This is a genomic window from Nocardia caishijiensis NBRC 108228 (genome assembly GCF_001612825.1).
GTDB lineage: Bacteria > Actinomycetota > Actinomycetes > Mycobacteriales > Mycobacteriaceae > Nocardia > Nocardia caishijiensis.
Genome location: NZ_BDBE01000029.1, coordinates 256,776 through 272,674, shown reverse-complemented (window position 1 = coordinate 272,674; position 15,899 = coordinate 256,776). Strand labels below are relative to the sequence as shown.

Annotated in this window: 21 protein-coding genes; 15 read left to right on the top strand and 6 right to left on the bottom strand. The window is 67.2% G+C overall.

Annotation, left to right across the window (positions count from 1 at the left end; genetic code table 11):
• Positions 1 to 95: 95 nt before the first annotated feature.
• The 13 genes from rpsJ (at position 96) to NC7_RS12580 (ending at position 6,123) form a co-directional block, all read left to right on the top strand.
• Entirely contained in the window at positions 96 to 401 is a 306-nt protein-coding gene (gene rpsJ / locus NC7_RS12640) for a 30S ribosomal protein S10 (protein ID WP_003938093.1), read from the top strand.
• A 14-nt stretch (positions 402 to 415) separates the two neighbouring features.
• Positions 416 to 1,081 (top strand): 50S ribosomal protein L3, encoded by a 666-nt coding sequence (rplC, locus tag NC7_RS12635; RefSeq protein WP_067982383.1) that lies wholly within the window; start codon positions 416 to 418, stop codon positions 1,079 to 1,081.
• On the top strand, positions 1,078 to 1,752 hold the full coding sequence (gene rplD / locus NC7_RS12630) for a 50S ribosomal protein L4 (protein ID WP_067982380.1): 675 nt from the start codon (positions 1,078 to 1,080) through the stop codon (positions 1,750 to 1,752). The genes rplC and rplD overlap by 4 nt, the downstream gene beginning before the upstream one ends.
• Positions 1,749 to 2,054, top strand: a complete 306-nt coding sequence (gene rplW, locus NC7_RS12625; RefSeq protein WP_019045018.1) for a 50S ribosomal protein L23 — start codon at positions 1,749 to 1,751, stop codon at positions 2,052 to 2,054. The genes rplD and rplW overlap by 4 nt, the downstream gene beginning before the upstream one ends.
• Before the next feature lie 33 nt (positions 2,055 to 2,087).
• Positions 2,088 to 2,924 (top strand): 50S ribosomal protein L2, encoded by an 837-nt coding sequence (gene rplB / locus NC7_RS12620; protein ID WP_067491152.1) that lies wholly within the window; start codon positions 2,088 to 2,090, stop codon positions 2,922 to 2,924.
• Positions 2,925 to 2,939: 15 nt separating this feature from the next.
• Complete coding sequence (gene rpsS, locus NC7_RS12615) at positions 2,940 to 3,221, top strand: 30S ribosomal protein S19 (RefSeq protein WP_067491151.1); 282 nt, start codon at positions 2,940 to 2,942, stop codon at positions 3,219 to 3,221.
• Positions 3,218 to 3,631: a 50S ribosomal protein L22 gene (gene rplV, locus NC7_RS12610; RefSeq protein ID WP_067491149.1), complete on the top strand. Its 414-nt coding sequence runs from the start codon at positions 3,218 to 3,220 to the stop codon at positions 3,629 to 3,631. Before rpsS ends, rplV begins: the two co-directional genes overlap by 4 nt.
• Positions 3,632 to 4,426, top strand: coding sequence for a 30S ribosomal protein S3 (gene rpsC / locus NC7_RS12605; RefSeq protein WP_067982377.1), 795 nt, complete (start codon positions 3,632 to 3,634; stop codon positions 4,424 to 4,426).
• A 3-nt stretch (positions 4,427 to 4,429) separates the two neighbouring features.
• The gene (gene rplP / locus NC7_RS12600; RefSeq protein ID WP_067491147.1) at positions 4,430 to 4,846 is read left to right on the top strand and encodes a 50S ribosomal protein L16; all 417 of its coding nucleotides are present in this window, start codon (positions 4,430 to 4,432) and stop codon (positions 4,844 to 4,846) included.
• Positions 4,846 to 5,085 (top strand): 50S ribosomal protein L29, encoded by a 240-nt coding sequence (gene rpmC, locus NC7_RS12595; protein ID WP_019045024.1) that lies wholly within the window; start codon positions 4,846 to 4,848, stop codon positions 5,083 to 5,085. Before rplP ends, rpmC begins: the two co-directional genes overlap by 1 nt.
• The gene (rpsQ, locus tag NC7_RS12590; protein ID WP_067982375.1) at positions 5,082 to 5,351 is read left to right on the top strand and encodes a 30S ribosomal protein S17; all 270 of its coding nucleotides are present in this window, start codon (positions 5,082 to 5,084) and stop codon (positions 5,349 to 5,351) included. Before rpmC ends, rpsQ begins: the two co-directional genes overlap by 4 nt.
• Positions 5,352 to 5,464: 113 nt before the next feature.
• Positions 5,465 to 5,689 carry a ribbon-helix-helix protein, CopG family gene (locus NC7_RS12585; RefSeq protein ID WP_084458437.1) on the top strand — a complete coding sequence of 75 codons (225 nt, stop codon included), beginning with the start codon at positions 5,465 to 5,467 and terminating at the stop codon, positions 5,687 to 5,689.
• The gene (locus NC7_RS12580; RefSeq protein WP_067982370.1) at positions 5,686 to 6,123 is read left to right on the top strand and encodes a type II toxin-antitoxin system VapC family toxin; all 438 of its coding nucleotides are present in this window, start codon (positions 5,686 to 5,688) and stop codon (positions 6,121 to 6,123) included. Before NC7_RS12585 ends, NC7_RS12580 begins: the two co-directional genes overlap by 4 nt.
• A 16-nt stretch (positions 6,124 to 6,139) precedes the next feature.
• Here NC7_RS12580 and NC7_RS12575 read toward each other — a convergent pair whose 3' ends face one another.
• The 6 genes from NC7_RS12575 to NC7_RS29080 all read right to left on the bottom strand — a co-directional run bounded on the left by NC7_RS12575 (position 6,140) and on the right by NC7_RS29080 (position 12,146).
• Positions 6,140 to 8,605: a hypothetical protein gene (locus NC7_RS12575; RefSeq protein ID WP_067982367.1), complete on the bottom strand. Its 2,466-nt coding sequence runs from the start codon at positions 8,603 to 8,605 to the stop codon at positions 6,140 to 6,142.
• A 122-nt stretch (positions 8,606 to 8,727) separates the two neighbouring features.
• A complete protein-coding gene (locus NC7_RS12570; protein WP_067982365.1) occupies positions 8,728 to 9,564 on the bottom strand; it encodes an SDR family oxidoreductase in 837 nt (278 codons plus the stop codon).
• 10 nt (positions 9,565 to 9,574) lie between these two features.
• Positions 9,575 to 10,303: a CPBP family intramembrane glutamic endopeptidase gene (locus tag NC7_RS12565; RefSeq protein WP_157101966.1), complete on the bottom strand. Its 729-nt coding sequence runs from the start codon at positions 10,301 to 10,303 to the stop codon at positions 9,575 to 9,577.
• Positions 10,304 to 10,349: 46 nt separating this feature from the next.
• Positions 10,350 to 11,291, bottom strand: coding sequence for an RluA family pseudouridine synthase (locus NC7_RS12560; RefSeq protein ID WP_067982361.1), 942 nt, complete (start codon positions 11,289 to 11,291; stop codon positions 10,350 to 10,352).
• A 49-nt stretch (positions 11,292 to 11,340) separates the two neighbouring features.
• Positions 11,341 to 11,919, bottom strand: a complete 579-nt coding sequence (locus NC7_RS12555) for a putative glycolipid-binding domain-containing protein (RefSeq protein ID WP_067982355.1) — start codon at positions 11,917 to 11,919, stop codon at positions 11,341 to 11,343.
• A 35-nt stretch (positions 11,920 to 11,954) separates the two neighbouring features.
• Complete coding sequence (locus tag NC7_RS29080; protein WP_067982352.1) at positions 11,955 to 12,146, bottom strand: hypothetical protein; 192 nt, start codon at positions 12,144 to 12,146, stop codon at positions 11,955 to 11,957.
• Positions 12,147 to 12,327: 181 nt separating this feature from the next.
• Here NC7_RS29080 and NC7_RS12545 point away from each other — a divergent pair, with 181 nt between their 5' ends.
• On the top strand, positions 12,328 to 14,166 hold the full coding sequence (locus NC7_RS12545; protein ID WP_067982349.1) for an ABC transporter ATP-binding protein: 1,839 nt from the start codon (positions 12,328 to 12,330) through the stop codon (positions 14,164 to 14,166).
• The gene (locus NC7_RS12540; protein WP_067982345.1) at positions 14,163 to 15,899 is read left to right on the top strand and encodes an ABC transporter ATP-binding protein; all 1,737 of its coding nucleotides are present in this window, start codon (positions 14,163 to 14,165) and stop codon (positions 15,897 to 15,899) included. Before NC7_RS12545 ends, NC7_RS12540 begins: the two co-directional genes overlap by 4 nt.

Sequence of the window (15,899 nt, the reverse complement as noted above, 5' to 3'; positions counted from 1 at the left end):
TCGAAACCTCACGTGTGTTCGGGCTGTGCAAATGAGGGTGGTGCGGGAGCTTGCTCCTGTGACCACGAAGGAAAGCGGAGAAAAGGACACTTAGCGTGGCGGGACAAAAGATCCGCATCAGGCTCAAGGCCTATGACCACGAGGCGATCGACGCGTCTGCGCGCAAGATCGTGGAGACGGTGACCCGCACCGGCGCCCGTGTGGTCGGGCCTGTGCCGTTGCCCACCGAGAAGAACGTGTACTGCGTCATCCGTTCGCCGCACAAGTACAAGGACTCGCGCGAACACTTCGAGATGCGTACGCACAAGCGCCTCATCGACATCCTCGACCCGACGCCGAAGACGGTCGACGCGCTCATGCGCATCGATCTGCCGGCCAGCGTCGACGTCAACATCCAGTGACGGGGACTCGAGAAATGACTGACAACAAGAACCGGCCCGCGGCCGGCATCCTGGGCACCAAGCTCGGCATGACCCAGGTCTTCGACGAGAAGAACCGCGTCGTCCCGGTCACCGTCATCAAGGCGGGCCCGAACGTGGTCACCCAGATCCGCACCGTGGAGCGCGACGGCTACTCGGCCGTCCAGATCGCTTTCGGCGCCATCGACCCGCGCAAGGTGAACAAGCCGGACGCCGGCCAGTTCGCCAAGGCCGGTGTCACCCCGCGCCGCCACGTCACCGAGATCCGCGTCGCGGATGCCTCCACCTTCGAGATCGGCCAGGAGCTCTCCGCCGACGTCTTCGAAGAGGGCACCTACGTCGACGTGACCGGAATCAGCAAGGGCAAAGGCTTCGCAGGCACCATGAAGCGTCACGGCTTCAAGGGCCAGGGTGCCTCGCACGGTGCGCAGGCTGTGCACCGTCGCCCGGGTTCCATCGGTGGCTGTGCCACTCCCGGCCGCGTGTTCAAGGGCATGCGCATGTCGGGCCGTATGGGTAACGACCGCGTGACCACGCAGAACCTGTCGGTTCACAAGGTCGACGCCGAGAACGGCCTGCTCCTGGTCAAGGGTGCCATCCCGGGCCGCAAGGGCAACGTCGTGATCGTCAAGAGCGCCGTGAAGGGTGGTGCGCACGCATGACCAGCCTCGAGAAGAAGGCCAACCTGACGCTGACCGTTAAGGCTGCAGGCGGCAAGACCGAAGGCACCGTCGACCTCCCCGCGGAGATCTTCGACGTGACCGCCAACGTCGCGCTGATGCACCAGGTCGTCATCGCGCAGCTGGCCGCCGCTCGCCAGGGCACCCACGCCACGAAGACTCGTGGTGAGGTCCGTGGTGGTGGCAAGAAGCCGTACCGCCAGAAGGGCACCGGCCGCGCCCGCCAGGGTTCGACCCGTGCGCCGCAGTTCGCCGGTGGTGGCACCGTCCACGGCCCGCAGCCGCGCGACTACAGCCAGCGGACCCCCAAGAAGATGAAGGCCGCCGCCCTGCGCGGTGCCCTCTCCGACCGGGCCCGCAACGAGCGCATCCACGTGATCACCGAACTGGTCTCGGGTCAGACCCCGTCGACCAAGGCCGCGAAGAGCTTCCTGTCCGAGCTGTCGGACCGCAAGAAGTTCCTCGTCGTCGTCGGTCGCGAGGACGTCGCCGCGTGGAAGAGCGTGGCGAACCTGCAGAACGTGCTGCCGATCGCCCCGGATCAGCTCAACACCTACGACGTCCTCAACAGCGACGAACTGGTGTTCAGCGTCGAGGCCCTGAACGCGTTCGTTCACGGTCCCGCCGAGGCGGCCCAGGAGGAGAGCAAGTGAGCACCATCGCCGACCCCCGCGACATCCTGCTCGCACCGGTCATCTCGGAGAAGTCCTACGGACTGATCGAGGAAGGTACCTACACCTTCCTGGTGCACCCGGATTCGAACAAGACGCAGATCAAGATCGCCGTCGAGAAGGTCTTCGGTGTCAAGGTCACCAGCGTCAACACCGCCAACCGTCAGGGCAAGCGCAAGCGGACCCGCTTCGGTTACGGCAAGCGCAAGGACACCAAGCGCGCGCTCGTGACCATCTCGGCCGACAGCAAGCCCATCGAGATCTTCGGAGGCCCGGTCGCGTAAGCGGCTGGCGATCCAGAAAGCAGAGAAGAACTCATGGCAATCCGTAAATACAAGCCGACTACACCGGGCCGTCGTGGCTCGAGTGTCTCGGACTTCGCCGAGATCACCCGGTCGACGCCGGAGAAGTCGCTGCTGCGCCCGCTCACCAAGTCCGGTGGTCGTAACGCGCACGGTCGCATCACCACGCGTCACCGCGGTGGCGGTCACAAGCGTGCCTACCGCGTCATCGACTTCCGTCGCCTCGACAAGGACGGCATCCCGGCCAAGGTCGCGCACATCGAGTACGACCCCAACCGCACCGCGAATATTGCACTCCTGCATTTTGCTGATGGCGAGAAGCGCTACATCATCGCGCCGAAGGGCATCAAGCAGGGCAGCCCGATCGAGTCCGGCCCCACGGCCGACATCAAGCCGGGCAACAACCTGCCGCTGCGCAACATCCCGACCGGTACCACGATCCACAACGTGGAGCTGCGTCCGGGCGGTGGCGCCAAGATGGCCCGTGCCGCAGGCATGAGCATCCAGCTGCTTGGCAAGGAAGGGCCGTACGCGACCCTGCGTATGCCCTCCGGTGAAATCCGCCGTGTCGACGTGCGCTGCCGCGCCACCGTCGGCGAGGTCGGCAACGCCGAGCAGTCGAACATCAACTGGGGCAAGGCCGGCCGTATGCGCTGGAAGGGCCGTCGTCCTACCGTCCGTGGTGTCGTCATGAACCCGGTCGACCACCCGCACGGTGGTGGTGAGGGTAAGACCTCCGGTGGTCGCCACCCGGTCTCCCCGTGGGGCCAGCCTGAGGGCCGTACCCGCAAGCCCAACCGTCCGAGCGACAAGCTCATCGTCCGCCGTCGCAAGACCGGCAAGAAGCGCTAAAGGAGGAGGTAAGAAATGCCACGCAGCCTCAAGAAGGGCCCGTTCGTCGACGACCACCTCCTGAAGAAGGTGGACGTCCAGAACGAAAAGGGCACCAAGCAGGTCATCAAGACCTGGTCGCGTCGCTCGACCATCATTCCCGATTTCATCGGCCACACTTTCGCCGTCCACGACGGTCGCAAGCATGTCCCGGTGTTTGTCTCGGACAACATGGTCGGCCACAAGCTCGGTGAGTTCGCGCCGACCAGGACGTTCAAGAGCCACGTCAAGGACGACCGGAAGAGCAAGCGGCGATGACTGAAACCAACACCGAAACGGTTCAGAACCCGACTGCCCGCGCGACCGCTAAGCATGTGCGGGTCACCCCGATGAAGGCGCGTCGCGTCGTGGACATGGTCCGCGGCAAGCGTGTCGAGGACGCGCTGGCCATCCTGCGGTTCGCCCCGCAGGCCGCCAGCGAGCCGGTGGCCAAGGTCGTGGCTTCGGCCGCGGCGAACGCCGAGAACAACCTCGGCCTCAACCCGGCCACCCTGGTCATCTCGACTGCGTTCGTCGACGAGGGTGCCACCATGAAGCGTTTCCAGCCGCGGGCCCAGGGCCGCGCGTTCCGGATCCGCAAGCGCACCAGCCACATCACCATCGAGGTCGAGAGCGTGCCCACTGCCGGCGCTGCCACTCGTAGCCGCCGGAAGGGAGGGGCAAAGTAAATGGGACAGAAAATCAACCCCCATGGCTTCCGCCTCGGTATCACCACCGACTGGAAGTCGCGTTGGTACGCGGACAAGCAGTACGCGGAATACGTGAAGGAAGACGTTCAGATCCGCAAGCTCCTCGCCACCGGCATGGAGCGGGCCGGTATCTCGAAGGTCGAGATCGAGCGCACCCGTGATCGCGTCCGTGTGGACATCCACACCGCGCGTCCCGGCATCGTGATCGGTCGCCGTGGCGCGGAGGCCGACCGCATCCGCGCCGAGCTGGAGAAGCTCACCAAGAAGCAGGTCCAGCTGAACATCCTCGAGGTCAAGAACCCCGAGTCGGATGCGCAGCTGGTCGCTCAGGGTGTCGCCGAGCAGCTCAGCAACCGTGTGGCGTTCCGTCGCGCGATGCGCAAGGCCATCCAGTCGGCCATGCGTTCGCCGAACGTCAAGGGCATCCGCGTGCAGTGCTCGGGCCGCCTCGGTGGCGCCGAAATGTCGCGCTCGGAGTTCTACCGTGAAGGTCGCGTCCCGCTGCACACGCTGCGCGCGGACATCGACTACGGCCTCTACGAGGCCAAGACCACCTTCGGTCGCATCGGCGTGAAGGTCTGGATCTACAAGGGTGACATCGTCGGTGGTCGTCGTGAACTGACCGCCGCCGCCGCTGCTCCGGAGCGCCCGCGTCGCGAGCGTCCGAGCCGCCCGCGTCGGTCCGGCGCCACCGGCACCACCGCGACCAGCACCGAGGTCGGGCGCGCCGCCACCGCAGTGGCGGAGGCTCCGGCAGAGAGTCAGGAGGGCTGACGCATGCTGATGCCCCGTCGGGTCAAGCACCGCAAGCAGCACCACCCCAGTCGCTCCGGCATGTCCAAGGGCGGCACCGCGGTGGCGTTCGGTGATTACGGCATCCAGGCTCTCGAGCCTGCCTACGTCACCAACCGTCAGATCGAGTCGGCGCGTATCGCGATGACCCGCCACATCAAGCGTGGCGGCAAGATCTGGATCAACATCTACCCCGACCGCCCGCTCACCAAGAAGCCTGCCGAGACCCGCATGGGTTCCGGTAAGGGTTCGCCGGAGTGGTGGGTCGCGAACGTGAAGCCCGGTCGGGTCATGTTCGAGATGTCTTACCCCAACGAGGAGACCGCTCGTGAGGCCCTGCGCCGCGCGATGCACAAGCTCCCCATGAAGTGCAGGATCGTGACCAGGGAGGAGCAGTTCTGATGGCTACCGGAACACCGGCCGCAGAGCTCCGCGAGCTCAACGAAGAAGAGCTCGTGGCCAAACTGCGCGAGTCGAAGGAAGAGCTGTTCAACCTGCGCTTCCAGATGGCGACGGGTCAGCTCGACAACAACCGTCGTCTGCGCGTTGTCCGCCACGAGATCGCGCGCATTTACACGGTCATGCGTGAGCGCGAGCTCGGCCTGGCCACGGCGCCCGCTGGCAAGGGAGATGCGGCATGAGCGAGAACACCGAAGAGCGCGGCAGCCGCAAGGTACGTAGCGGCTACGTCGTCTCGGACAAGATGAACAAGACGATCGTCGTCGAGCTGGAAGACCGTCACCGGCACCCGCTCTACGGCAAGATCATTCGCACCACCTCCAAGGTGAAGGCGCATGACGAGAACGAGATCGCCGGTGTCGGCGACCGCGTTCAGCTGATGGAGACCCGTCCGCTGTCGGCCACCAAGCGCTGGCGTCTGGTCGAGGTCCTGGAGAAGGCCAAGTAAGGTCCCTCCTCGGTCTATCGAGATCGTTGCCACGAAGGCCCGTTTCCCGCTGGGGAAGCGGGCCTTCGTCGTTTCCGTGGCCTGCCTGGTGTCATGCTTGATACCATGGGCTGATGGCATGGACGATGCGGCTGACCGATGACGAAGAAGCGGCGTTGGCAGCTCAGGCCGACGGTGAAGGTCGCTCCAAGAACGAGATCATGCGCGATGCGCTGAGGGCCTATCTTCTGCGGAATCGTGTGTGGGACACACCGCTGTTGACGGATGATGAGACGTTCGACCTGGGTGGGCCCATCAGCAAGGACGATATTCGCGATGTAATGAACCGGTCCGCATGATCGTCGTCGCCGATACTTCCGGCATGCTCGCCATGTTCAACCGCTCCGACCCTGAGCACTTCGCTGTGCGCCGCGCGGCGGATTCAGCGAGTGCGCTTGTGGTGAGTCCTATGGCGTTGACCGAGGTGCATCACGTCGCGAGCGTTCGCGCGGGTCGCAAGGTTGCTGATCGCATCATCGAGCTACTCGCCGAGCGCGTCGCTTCGTCGCGTATCGTCCTCGCGGAGGTGGATGCCATCCAGCTTGCGACATCAATAAAGGTTCGTGCGAACTACGATGGCCTCGATCTCGACCTCGTCGACGCCGTCTGTGTGGTCCTGGCGGCCGAGTTCGATACAGACGCGATCCTCTCACTGGACCGTCGCGATCTTCGCGCACTCCGACCTCTCAACGGCTACCCGGCATTTCGTGTGCTTCCGGACGACGCCGACTGAGCGATCGAGTGTGCCCTCAGCCGGTGAAGGCGTAGGGGTGGCGGATCTTTCGGGCGAATTCGACGACATTGGTGACGGTTTTACCGGGGACGCCTACCTCGGCGCCGATGCTGCGGGCTGACCATGACTGGTCGGTGAGTTCGAGGATCTCCTCGATCTGTTCGAGAGTCAGGCGCAGGGGGCTGTGGGTGGCGATGCGGCGGGCGAGAGCGCGGACCTCGGTGTCGTCGTAGTCGAAGTCGTCGATGGGGTTGTCTTCGAGGAGGTCCTCCTCGGGTGCGGAGTCCAGGGCGGTGAGCGGCTCGTCGCCCGCTGAGCTGTCGGCCGACAGGGCGATCGGCGCTACGGGCTCAGCGTCTTCGGCGGGCGACTCGACTGATTCGGACTGTCGGGCGAGCGGTTCCTGTGCGGCCGACATGGGCTTTCGGGCAGTCGGCGCGACCTGTGCGGTCGGCTCGGGCTCTTGTGCGGACCCCACCTGTGCGGCTGGGCCGGACTTGTGGGCGAGCGGGTCGATGCGTGTGGCTGGCTCGGGATTCTGGGCGGGCGACTCGAGCCGTGCGGCCGGTTCGGCTTCGCGAACGTGCGCGGTGGGTGCGGTAATCGGGGCGGGGTCGGTCTCGAGCAGCATCTGCTCGGCTGGCTCCGTGGTGAGGGTGAGCTGTTCGGGCTCGTCGGCGGGGGCCGGTGAATTGTGTTGCGCTACCGCCGGAGTGGGGGCAGACGTGTCGCCGTTGTGGTCACGGGCGACGGTGTCGGCGTGTGCCGTCGCCTCGGGAACGGGGTCGGTGCCGGTCGAGTCGCCGGGAGTGGGCTGGGCGGCGGCGGTGACGGGTATTCGCCGCAACGAGGGAGTGGCACGGTTGGTGTCGGTGTGGCCGTTGCGGCGGTGGTCGGCGGCGGCGCGGTGGATGAGTTCGAGAGTGCCCGGGGCGGTGTGCTTTTCGGTCACCGCACGGCGCACGGTGGTGCGGTGACCGGTCACCGGCGCCACGTTGTCGATGGCAGCCGTTGAGCCGGAGGCATGGCTGTCGTTGCGCACCGCGTCGCTGTGCTGAGTGCTCTCGTCGTGGGTCACCTCGTCACTGGGCGCGGCCTCGAAGTCGCGCCGAGCATCGCCATCGACCATGGTTTCGGCAGCGTGCGCGGTACTCCTGCCGAGCCGTGCGCCCTTGTCACCGGCGTCGTCGCCGAGGCACCCGTCGCCGTCGTGCGCGGTCTCATTGTTTCGGGCGTCGATGTAGTGATCAACTCGTGGGATGGGCGAATCCGCACGGCCGAGCCGGGTATCGCCGTCGTACACGGTCTCGTCTCCGGCACCGATGTCGTGAGCGGTACGTGCGGAGGGCGAATCAGTATTGCTGAGCCGGGAATCGCTGTTGTGCACGGTGTCGTCACGTCCGGTGCCGTGAGTGGCTCGGGCGGCGAGGGCATCAGCGTGGCCGAGGTGTGTGGCGCCGCGGGGCGGAGTTTCGTGGGCATGCTGGGTACCGTCGGCCAGACCCGCGTCGGGTGACGACTTCGCGGCGAGTCCAGTGTCATCGGCTGGGCCCTTCGAAACCAACGCCGCATCCTGGCTCGAACCAGAGCCGTTCACAGACATAGCCGCACCAGCGAGCACCGCCGCACCCGAGACGTGACCGCTGTCCATCGCCGACACCGAATCCTGCCGGGTAGCTACAGCATTCACCCGGTCAACCGAGGAGTAGTCGCCCGGCAGCTCCACCGACGCGCTCTCGATCAACATCGCGTACCGCGCCGAAACCCAGGCGTGCAGCCAGATCACGACCCCGACCATCACCGGTGCGATCGAGTACTCCGCCGCACGGCCCCAGGCGCCCGCCGCCAGGTGCGGCCCGGCGTTGAGGGCGACGGTGGTGCCGAGCAGGGCGAGTTCGAACACGATGACCTTGCCGCGCTCGAGTTCGCGCCCCCAGCGGGCAGCGGTCGTCGCGGCGGTCATGATGACGATGATCGGGATCGAGATCATCGCCTCGATGCCGAAGCTGAGCCAGTACAGCGGGTCGCTCATGTCCCCGCTCGGCACGAGGTTGTGCTGCACATTCACCCCGGCCCACACCATGCCGAGCAGCACCACGCCGATCAGTGCTCGCGATGACCATTCGGCGCGGCGGTAGAGCTGGGCGAGCCGGGCATCGGCGCTCGACACCCGGCGTCGCGCGGCCAGTGCTTTGCGGTGCCAACGGGCGTCGGCTTCGTCGGTGCGCCGGATCAGCGCACCCGTGCGACGGTCACGTTTCTCGGCGGCGAGCTCGTCGACGACGGCGAGGCGCCGCTGTTTGCGACGCTGGGCCCGAATCCATTCGGCCAGTTCGCGTTCGGCGCGGATCTCGTTTTCCGACAGCGCTTCGTAGAGTGCCGTGTCGTGTTGCAGCGGCAGCTTGTCCCTGGCGGTGGCGACCTGCTTGGCGAGCGCCGTGATCTCGGTATCGGCATTCTCGATCGACCGATCGTCGGACATCTCGCGCCTTCCGCGTCACTCGAACATATGGACTATCGAACATATGTGTGATTGCAGAGAGCGTAAACGCCGACCGTGCCCCGGTCAACGATCATGGTGCGAAACTGAGACGGCGAAACCCGTCATACTCCGGATTCGCCGTCGAGTAAGCGCTTTTCGTAATCGGATCGTGCGGACGAACCCTTAACGGCCGCAAGCTGATTCGGAACCGTTCGACGCAGGACGAAATCGCGTGCCCATTGGGGGAGTGCCCCGGCCAAGCGCAGCATCGGGCCGAGCGATCCCGGGACCGTCACCTCGAAGCGAGGATGTTGGATCACCTCGACAACGGCTCGTGCCACGTCGTCGGGCTGTAGCAGGGCCGCGGCGCCGGTCGCGGTGCCCTTGGCGAGTTCGGTGTCGACCACTCCCGGCATGATCGCGCTCAGGCGCACGCCGCTGCCACGCAACTCTTCCCGTACCGCCGTCAGATACCCGAGCACGCCGTGTTTGGTCGCCGCGTAGGTCGCCTCCCCGGCGGGGGAGACCTTCGATGCCACCGAGGCGATGGTGACGATGTGTCCGCGCCCCCGGGCGCGCATCGCGGGTGCCGCCAGCCGCACACCCCGGATCACGCCGTGCAGGTTCACCGCGAGCATCCGCTGGGTGGCGCTGTCGGGTTCGTCGTCGAACGCGCCGACCCACATCACTCCGGCATTGTTGACCAGCACGTCGACCGGCCCGAGCAGCGCCTCGGTGACGGCGAGGAAATCGTGGAACGACCGCTCCGATGTCACGTCCAGTTCGCACCCGTGCACGGTTCCCGGCAACTCGGCCGCCGCGGCTCGGGCCGCGTCGCCGGACAGGTCGCCGATGCACACCAGCGCACCTGCCTCGCCCAGTTCCCGGGCGATCTCCCGCCCGATCCCCGCCGCCCCACCGGTCACGGCGACTACCAATCCGACAAGTACACGTTTCACCGGACCGATGCTAGGCCAGCGCGGTGTGCCAGACGAGGGCCGCGGCGAGAGCGCCCGCACCGTTGAGCGACCAGTGCAGGGCGATGGGGGCGAGCAGGCTGCCGCTGCGGCGGCGCAGCCAGGTGAAGACCACGCCCGCGGCGGCGGTGGCGACCACGGCGAGGGCGATACCGACGACCTGGCCCGCGACGCCACCGCCGACGATGCCGGACAGGCCGGTGTTGTTCGCGGTGAGGCCGAGGGAGGAGGCGATGTGCCAGAGGCCGAACAGCAGCGAGCCCGCGGCGAACAGCCCGCGCACGCCGAGCACCCGGTCGAGGGTGCCGTGCAGGACGCCGCGGAAGGCGAGTTCCTCGGGAATGACGGTCTGCAACGGGATGACGATCATCGACGCGATGAGCGCCCCGGAGATTGTCGCGTACCGGTCGGCGAGAAAGAACGGCCTGGTGATCGGCAGCAGGGCTCCGATCGCGACGGCCGTGAGCACGATCCCCACCGCACCGAGCGCGTAGCCGGTTCCGCGTCGCCAGTGTCGTGGCGACAGTCCGAGTTCGGCCCAGCCGAGTCCGCGCTTGCGCATCAGCGCGAGCAGCAGGAAGGCCGCCACGGGCACGGTGACGATATTGGCCCAGGCGGTGGTGAAATGCGCGATGAGATTGGTTCCGGCGAGCACAATCACCACGACGGCGATATCGATATAGGCGTGCAGTCCGGGTCGGGGTTCGGCGGAGACGGGCACCCGGTCGAGTGTACGGATTTATTACAGAAGGGAAACGATCCGTGAGCTACTCGACAGCCGACCCGGACCAACCGGGCAAATCGTGCCACGCCTGCAGAGTTCGCCGCGATTCGAACCGCCGGGGCACGCGACTGATCGGGTCGATGAATTCGAGGGTGGCCGCCAGTAATTGCAGTGGCCTCGTGTAGTCGTCGACGGATTTGTCGGTGACGACCGGATAGAAATCGTCGCCAAGGATCGGCACACCGAGGCTGTTCATGTGCAGCCGCAGTTGGTGGGTGCGCCCGGTGTGCGGCCGCAATCGGTACCGGCCGAGCGAGCCGCGATGTTCGGCCAGTTCCACGTGGGTCTCGGCATTGGGCACGCCGGGCACCTCCTGCGCGGCGAGGACATGCTTTTCCTTGATGATCCGGCTGCGCACGACCCTCGGCAGCGCCAGCGCGGGATCGTAGGGCGCGATGGCCTCGTACTCCTTGCGCACGGTCCGGTGCCCGAACATCGTCTGATAGGCCCCGCGCACGGCCGGATTCACCACGAACAGGATCAGCCCGGCGGTCACCCGATCGAGGCGATGGGCCGGGATCAGGTCGGGCAGGTCGAGTTCGCGCCGCAACCGGACCAGCGCGGTCTGCAGGATGTGCTGACCACGCGGAATGGTCGCGAGGAAGTGTGGTTTGTCGACGACGAGGATGTGCTCGTCGCGGTATACGATGCCGATCTCGAACGGCACCTCCCGCTCGACGGGCAGGTCGCGATGGAACCAGACCGCGCCGCCGGCAACGTACGGCGCGTCGGGCGCGAGGGGTCCGTCCAGGTCGACGATCTCGCCCGCGCGCAACATCTCGTCGATGCGCGCCGGGTCGACCCGGGGCAGCCGCTCGACCAGGTGATCGCGCACGGTCGCCCAGTGCCCGTCCTCCGGGAGCCGGAGCCGGGCGGGGTCGAGGCCGTGCCGCTTGGGCAGCGGCGGCTGCTGCCTGCGTCGCATACCGACAGTCTCGCCGCCGCGCGCCCGGCACGCGCCACAGCCCCTCGGTTCAGACCGTGCGCCGCCCGAGACCTGGGTAGTCGACGATCAGGCCCGCTCCGTCATAGGACAGGGTGGCGCGGTAGTCGAAGTCCGAGGAGGTGTAGTCGAAGCGCGGCCCGTCGTCGCCGTCGGTGGCCCGACGGTAGTGCTGCGGCAGGCGCACCGTCTTCAGGTCGGCCGCGCGGATGTAGACCGCGGGCGCGTCGGCCGAGTCGCCGATGTCGAGGGCGAGCCTGCGCACCGGCAGCGAGTTGGTGAACACCGACGCCTCGAGATCGACGTCGAGGCATCCGTCGAGTTCGGGTGCGGTCGCGCCGTCGACCTGCCAGCGGCCGAGCCCGTCGGACTGCACGGTGAGCGTGCGCCTGCCGTCGGGATAGCGACCGGTGATCTGCGCCGAGCGGGTGTGCCAGCTGCCGTCGAGCCGCAGCCGGTAGTCGATCACCCAGACGGCGCCGTCCTCGGTTCCGGTGGCGCACCCTTCGACGAGCACGCCACGATCACCGTCGCTGAAATACGTTACTTCGAAACCGGTTCGCGCCTGGTGTTGGAGCCAGGCGGCCGATGAGGGCAGGTGTGTGAACACGAAGAGTGCATGCCCCGAAATTCGAGTGTCAATCCTCAGCCCGCGCGTTGATCCAGAACCATCAATTTCGCCTCGACCAGAATCTGGCGCGCACGCCGCCGTACCCGGCACAGATCGACGCTGCATTCGAGGTGTATCTGCATGGCCCGATGCGCTTGTTCGTGGGTCATATTTCCGGGATCGGTCCGGCAGTCGGCAATCGCCGAAATAATTGACGTGACAAACATTTTCGTACTCCCACCGCCTCGATGAACAACAAGGTAGGGAGCAAAGTACGCCCGATTCGACGCGATATCGCCGGGGTTGACTGGCAGTTCACACAACCTTCCCCACCCGGCCACAAGCACTCAACTTAGGCTAACCTACATCGGCAGCACTTGCTGTGGACAGGTCGAGAGGGCAGAACGTATGACGGTGCAGGTGGCGCCGCCGCCGGGGGCGGAGTCGGGCAACCGGCCGTCCAAGGCGGCCGCGAAAGCGCAGAAGCAGCGAGAAGCGCAGGCGCGCAAGGACATTCTCGCTCCCGTGTCGGGCATGCTCACGGTGGCGAGCCTGATCGTCGCGGTGGCCTCGGTGTGCGGCGTCGTGCCGTTCCTGCTGATCGTGCAGGCCTGTCGCGAACTGCTGGCCAGCCCGGTCGACACCGACCGCGTGTGGTGGCTGTTCGGCGCCGCCGTCGCCGTACTCGTCGTGCGGGCGTTGCTGCAGGCCGTCGCGCTCACCTGGTCGCACGCGGCCGACGCCGGTTATCAACTCACCCTGCGCCGCCTGCTGGCGGCCAAGCTCACCCGGGTGCCGCTCGGCTGGTTCGGTGAACGCAGCTCCGGTGAGGTGAAGACCTATCTGCGCGACGACGTGGAGGCGTTGCACTACCTGGTCGCGCACGCACGGCTCGAGTTCGTCGGCGCGCTGGTGGTCCCGCTGGTCACCCTCGGGTACCTGTTCACCGTCGACTGGCGACTCACCTTGGTCCTGCTGATCCCGCTGATCGCCTACTTCGTGCTGTTCGGCCGCATCATGGACCGCGAGGGTCGCGACCGGCTCGCCGTCTACACCCGGTGGGAGCGGCGCACCGCCGAGGCCACCATCGAATTCGTCGACGGCATCCAGGTGGTGCGCGCGTTCGGGCAAGCGGGCAAGGCGCACAGCGAGTTCCAGGCCGCGGTGGACGGTCAGGTGGATGCCGCGCACCGGCTGAAGATGCCGATCATCCGGGTACAGTCGGCCTCCGACATCGTCGTCACCCCGGTGTTCGTGATGCTCGTCGTCGTGCTCGCCGGGCTGACGTTCGTCGGCGCGGGCTGGGTGCAACCGCTCGATCTGCTGCCGTTCCTGCTGGTCGGGCTCGGTATCGGGAGTTCGCTGCTCGGCCTCGGTTACGGGTCGCAGGCGCTGCGGGCCGGTGGGGCGGCCGCGCTGCGGTTGCACGAGCTGCGCCAGACGCCGGAACTCGAGATCGCGGAGTCGACCGGCGATGAGCCGGTGCAACGCGGGGTCGTCCGCTTCGAAGGGGTCGAATTCGGTTACCGCACGGGCCACAACGTGCTGAACGGCATCGATCTGGAGTTGACGCCGGGCACCATCACCGCGCTGGTCGGTCCGAGTGGTTCCGGCAAGTCCACCCTCGCCAAACTGCTGCCACGCTTCTACGACGTCGGTGCGGGCCGCATCACCGTCGACGGCCGCGACATTCGCGAGTTCAGCAGTGAAGCGCTGTATCGCACAGTCGGTTTCGTGTTCCAGGATGTTCGTCTGATCCGTGGTTCGATCCGCGAGAACCTGCTGCTCGCCCGCCCCGGTGCCGACGACGCCACGCTCGAGCGCGCCGCGCGGGCCGCTCAGATCCACGACCGGATCACCGCCCTGCCCCGTGGGTACGACTCCGAGATCGGCGTGGATGCCACGCTGTCCGGTGGTGAGGCGCAACGCCTTTCGATCGCCCGCGCACTGCTGGCCGACACCCCGGTGCTCGTCCTGGACGAGGCGACGGCCTTCGCCGACCCCGAATCGGAGGCCGCCGTGCAGGACGCGCTCGCCGCGCTGGTGGCCGGTCGCACCGTGCTCGTCATCGCCCACCGTCTGCACACCATCACCGGTGTCGACCGAATCCTGGTGCTGGACAACGGAACCCTCGTCGAGCAGGGAACCCACGACGAACTGCGCACCACGGGCGGGCTGTATCAGCGCCTGTGGGACATCAACGAGGCCGCGCTCGGCACGCTCGCCCTGGTGGAGGAAACACGATGATCCGCAAGGTTTTCCGCCTCGTCCCCGACGAGTTCGCCCCGCTCCTCCCGCGCCTGCTGGCCGCCATCGTGCTGCAGGCCGTGTGCCAGGCCATCGCGTACCTGCTGCTGGTTCCGCTGCTCGAGGCCCTGTTCGGCGACGATCTGAGCACGGCGTGGACGTGGGCGCTCGGCATGACCGCGGCCGTGGCGGGCGTGGTGGTGTTCGGGTACCTGCAGGCCGTCGTCGGTCTGCGCATCGGCCTCGGCATGCAGCGTGGGCTGCAGACCCGCCTCGGTGACAAGCTCAACGAACTGCCGCTCGGCTGGTTCGAAGGCCGGGAGGCCGGGCCGCTGTCGCGGGTGATGGTCGAGCAGGTGCGCGAGATGCAGGGCCTGATCGCCTACCTGCTCACCAAGGTGCTCTCCGGCGTCATCGTTCCGGTGGTCGTCGCGCTCGGCATGTTGTTCATCGATTGGCGCATCGGCGCTGCGATGCTGCTGGCCGGGCCGGTGCTGTACCTGGTGAACGCGGTGGCCAACCGCGCCTACACCGGGGCCGACGCCCGGCTGCACGAGGCGGCGGCCGAAGCCGATTCGCGGGTGGTCGAATTCGCGCAGGCCCAGCCGGTGCTGCGCGCGTTCGGCGCGGTCGGCACCGGCAACAAGGCGCTGGAGACGGCGCTGGTGCGTCAGCGTGGCGCGGTGCTGAGAATGATGGTGGCCACCGTGCCAGGGCTCATCGTGTTCGCCCTGTTCGTGCAGGCGGTGTTCCTCGTGCTCACCTACCTCGCGGTGGTCCAGGTGACCGACGGCGCCATCTCGGCGGCCGCCGCCATCGCCCTGATCGCGGTGAGTTCGCGCTTCATCGAACCGGTGAACCAGGCCGCCCAGCTCGGCGCCGCGCTGCGATCGGCTGCCTCGGCCGCCGACCGCATCACCGAACTGCTGGCCGAGCCGACCCTGCCGATGCCGACCGAGCCGGTCACTCCCGGTGCCCCGGCTGTCGTCTTCGACACCGTGAGCTTCGGTTACCGCCCCGGCGAGCCCGTCCTCAGCGACCTGACCTTCACCGTCCCCGCGGGCACGACCACCGCGATCGTCGGACCGAGTGGCTCGGGCAAGACCACTCTGCTGCGTCTGGCCGCCCGCTTCTACGACGTGGATTCCGGCGCGGTCTCGGTGGGCGGACACGATGTGCGCGAACAGCCTTCGGCCACCCTGCTCGATCAGCTGGCGCTGGTCTTCCAGAACGTCTACCTGTTCAACCGGTCGGTGGCCGACAACATCCGCATCGGCAAGCCCGACGCGAGCGAGGACGAGGTGCTGCGCGCGGCGCGCGCAGCCCGCGTCGACGAGATCGTCGACCGGCTGCCCGACGGTTTCGACACCGCGGTGGGTGAGGGCGGCGCATCCCTGTCGGGCGGTGAACGCCAGCGGGTGTCGATCGCCCGCGCGCTGCTCAAGGACGCCCCGATCGTGCTGCTCGACGAGGCGACCAGCGCACTCGACCCGCACAGCGAGGCCGTGGTGGTGCGTGGCATCCACGAGCTGGCAAGGGACAAAACGGTGCTGGTGGTCGCCCATCGGCTGGCGACCATCGCGCACGCCGATCAGATCCTGTTCCTCGACGGCGGCCGCATCGTCGAACAGGGCACGCACGCGGAACTGCTCGCCCTCGGCGGTCGGTACGCGGCGTTCTGGAACGAGCGTGAGCGGGCCTCGGGTTGGCGGCTGGAGCCGGTGCCCGCCTGA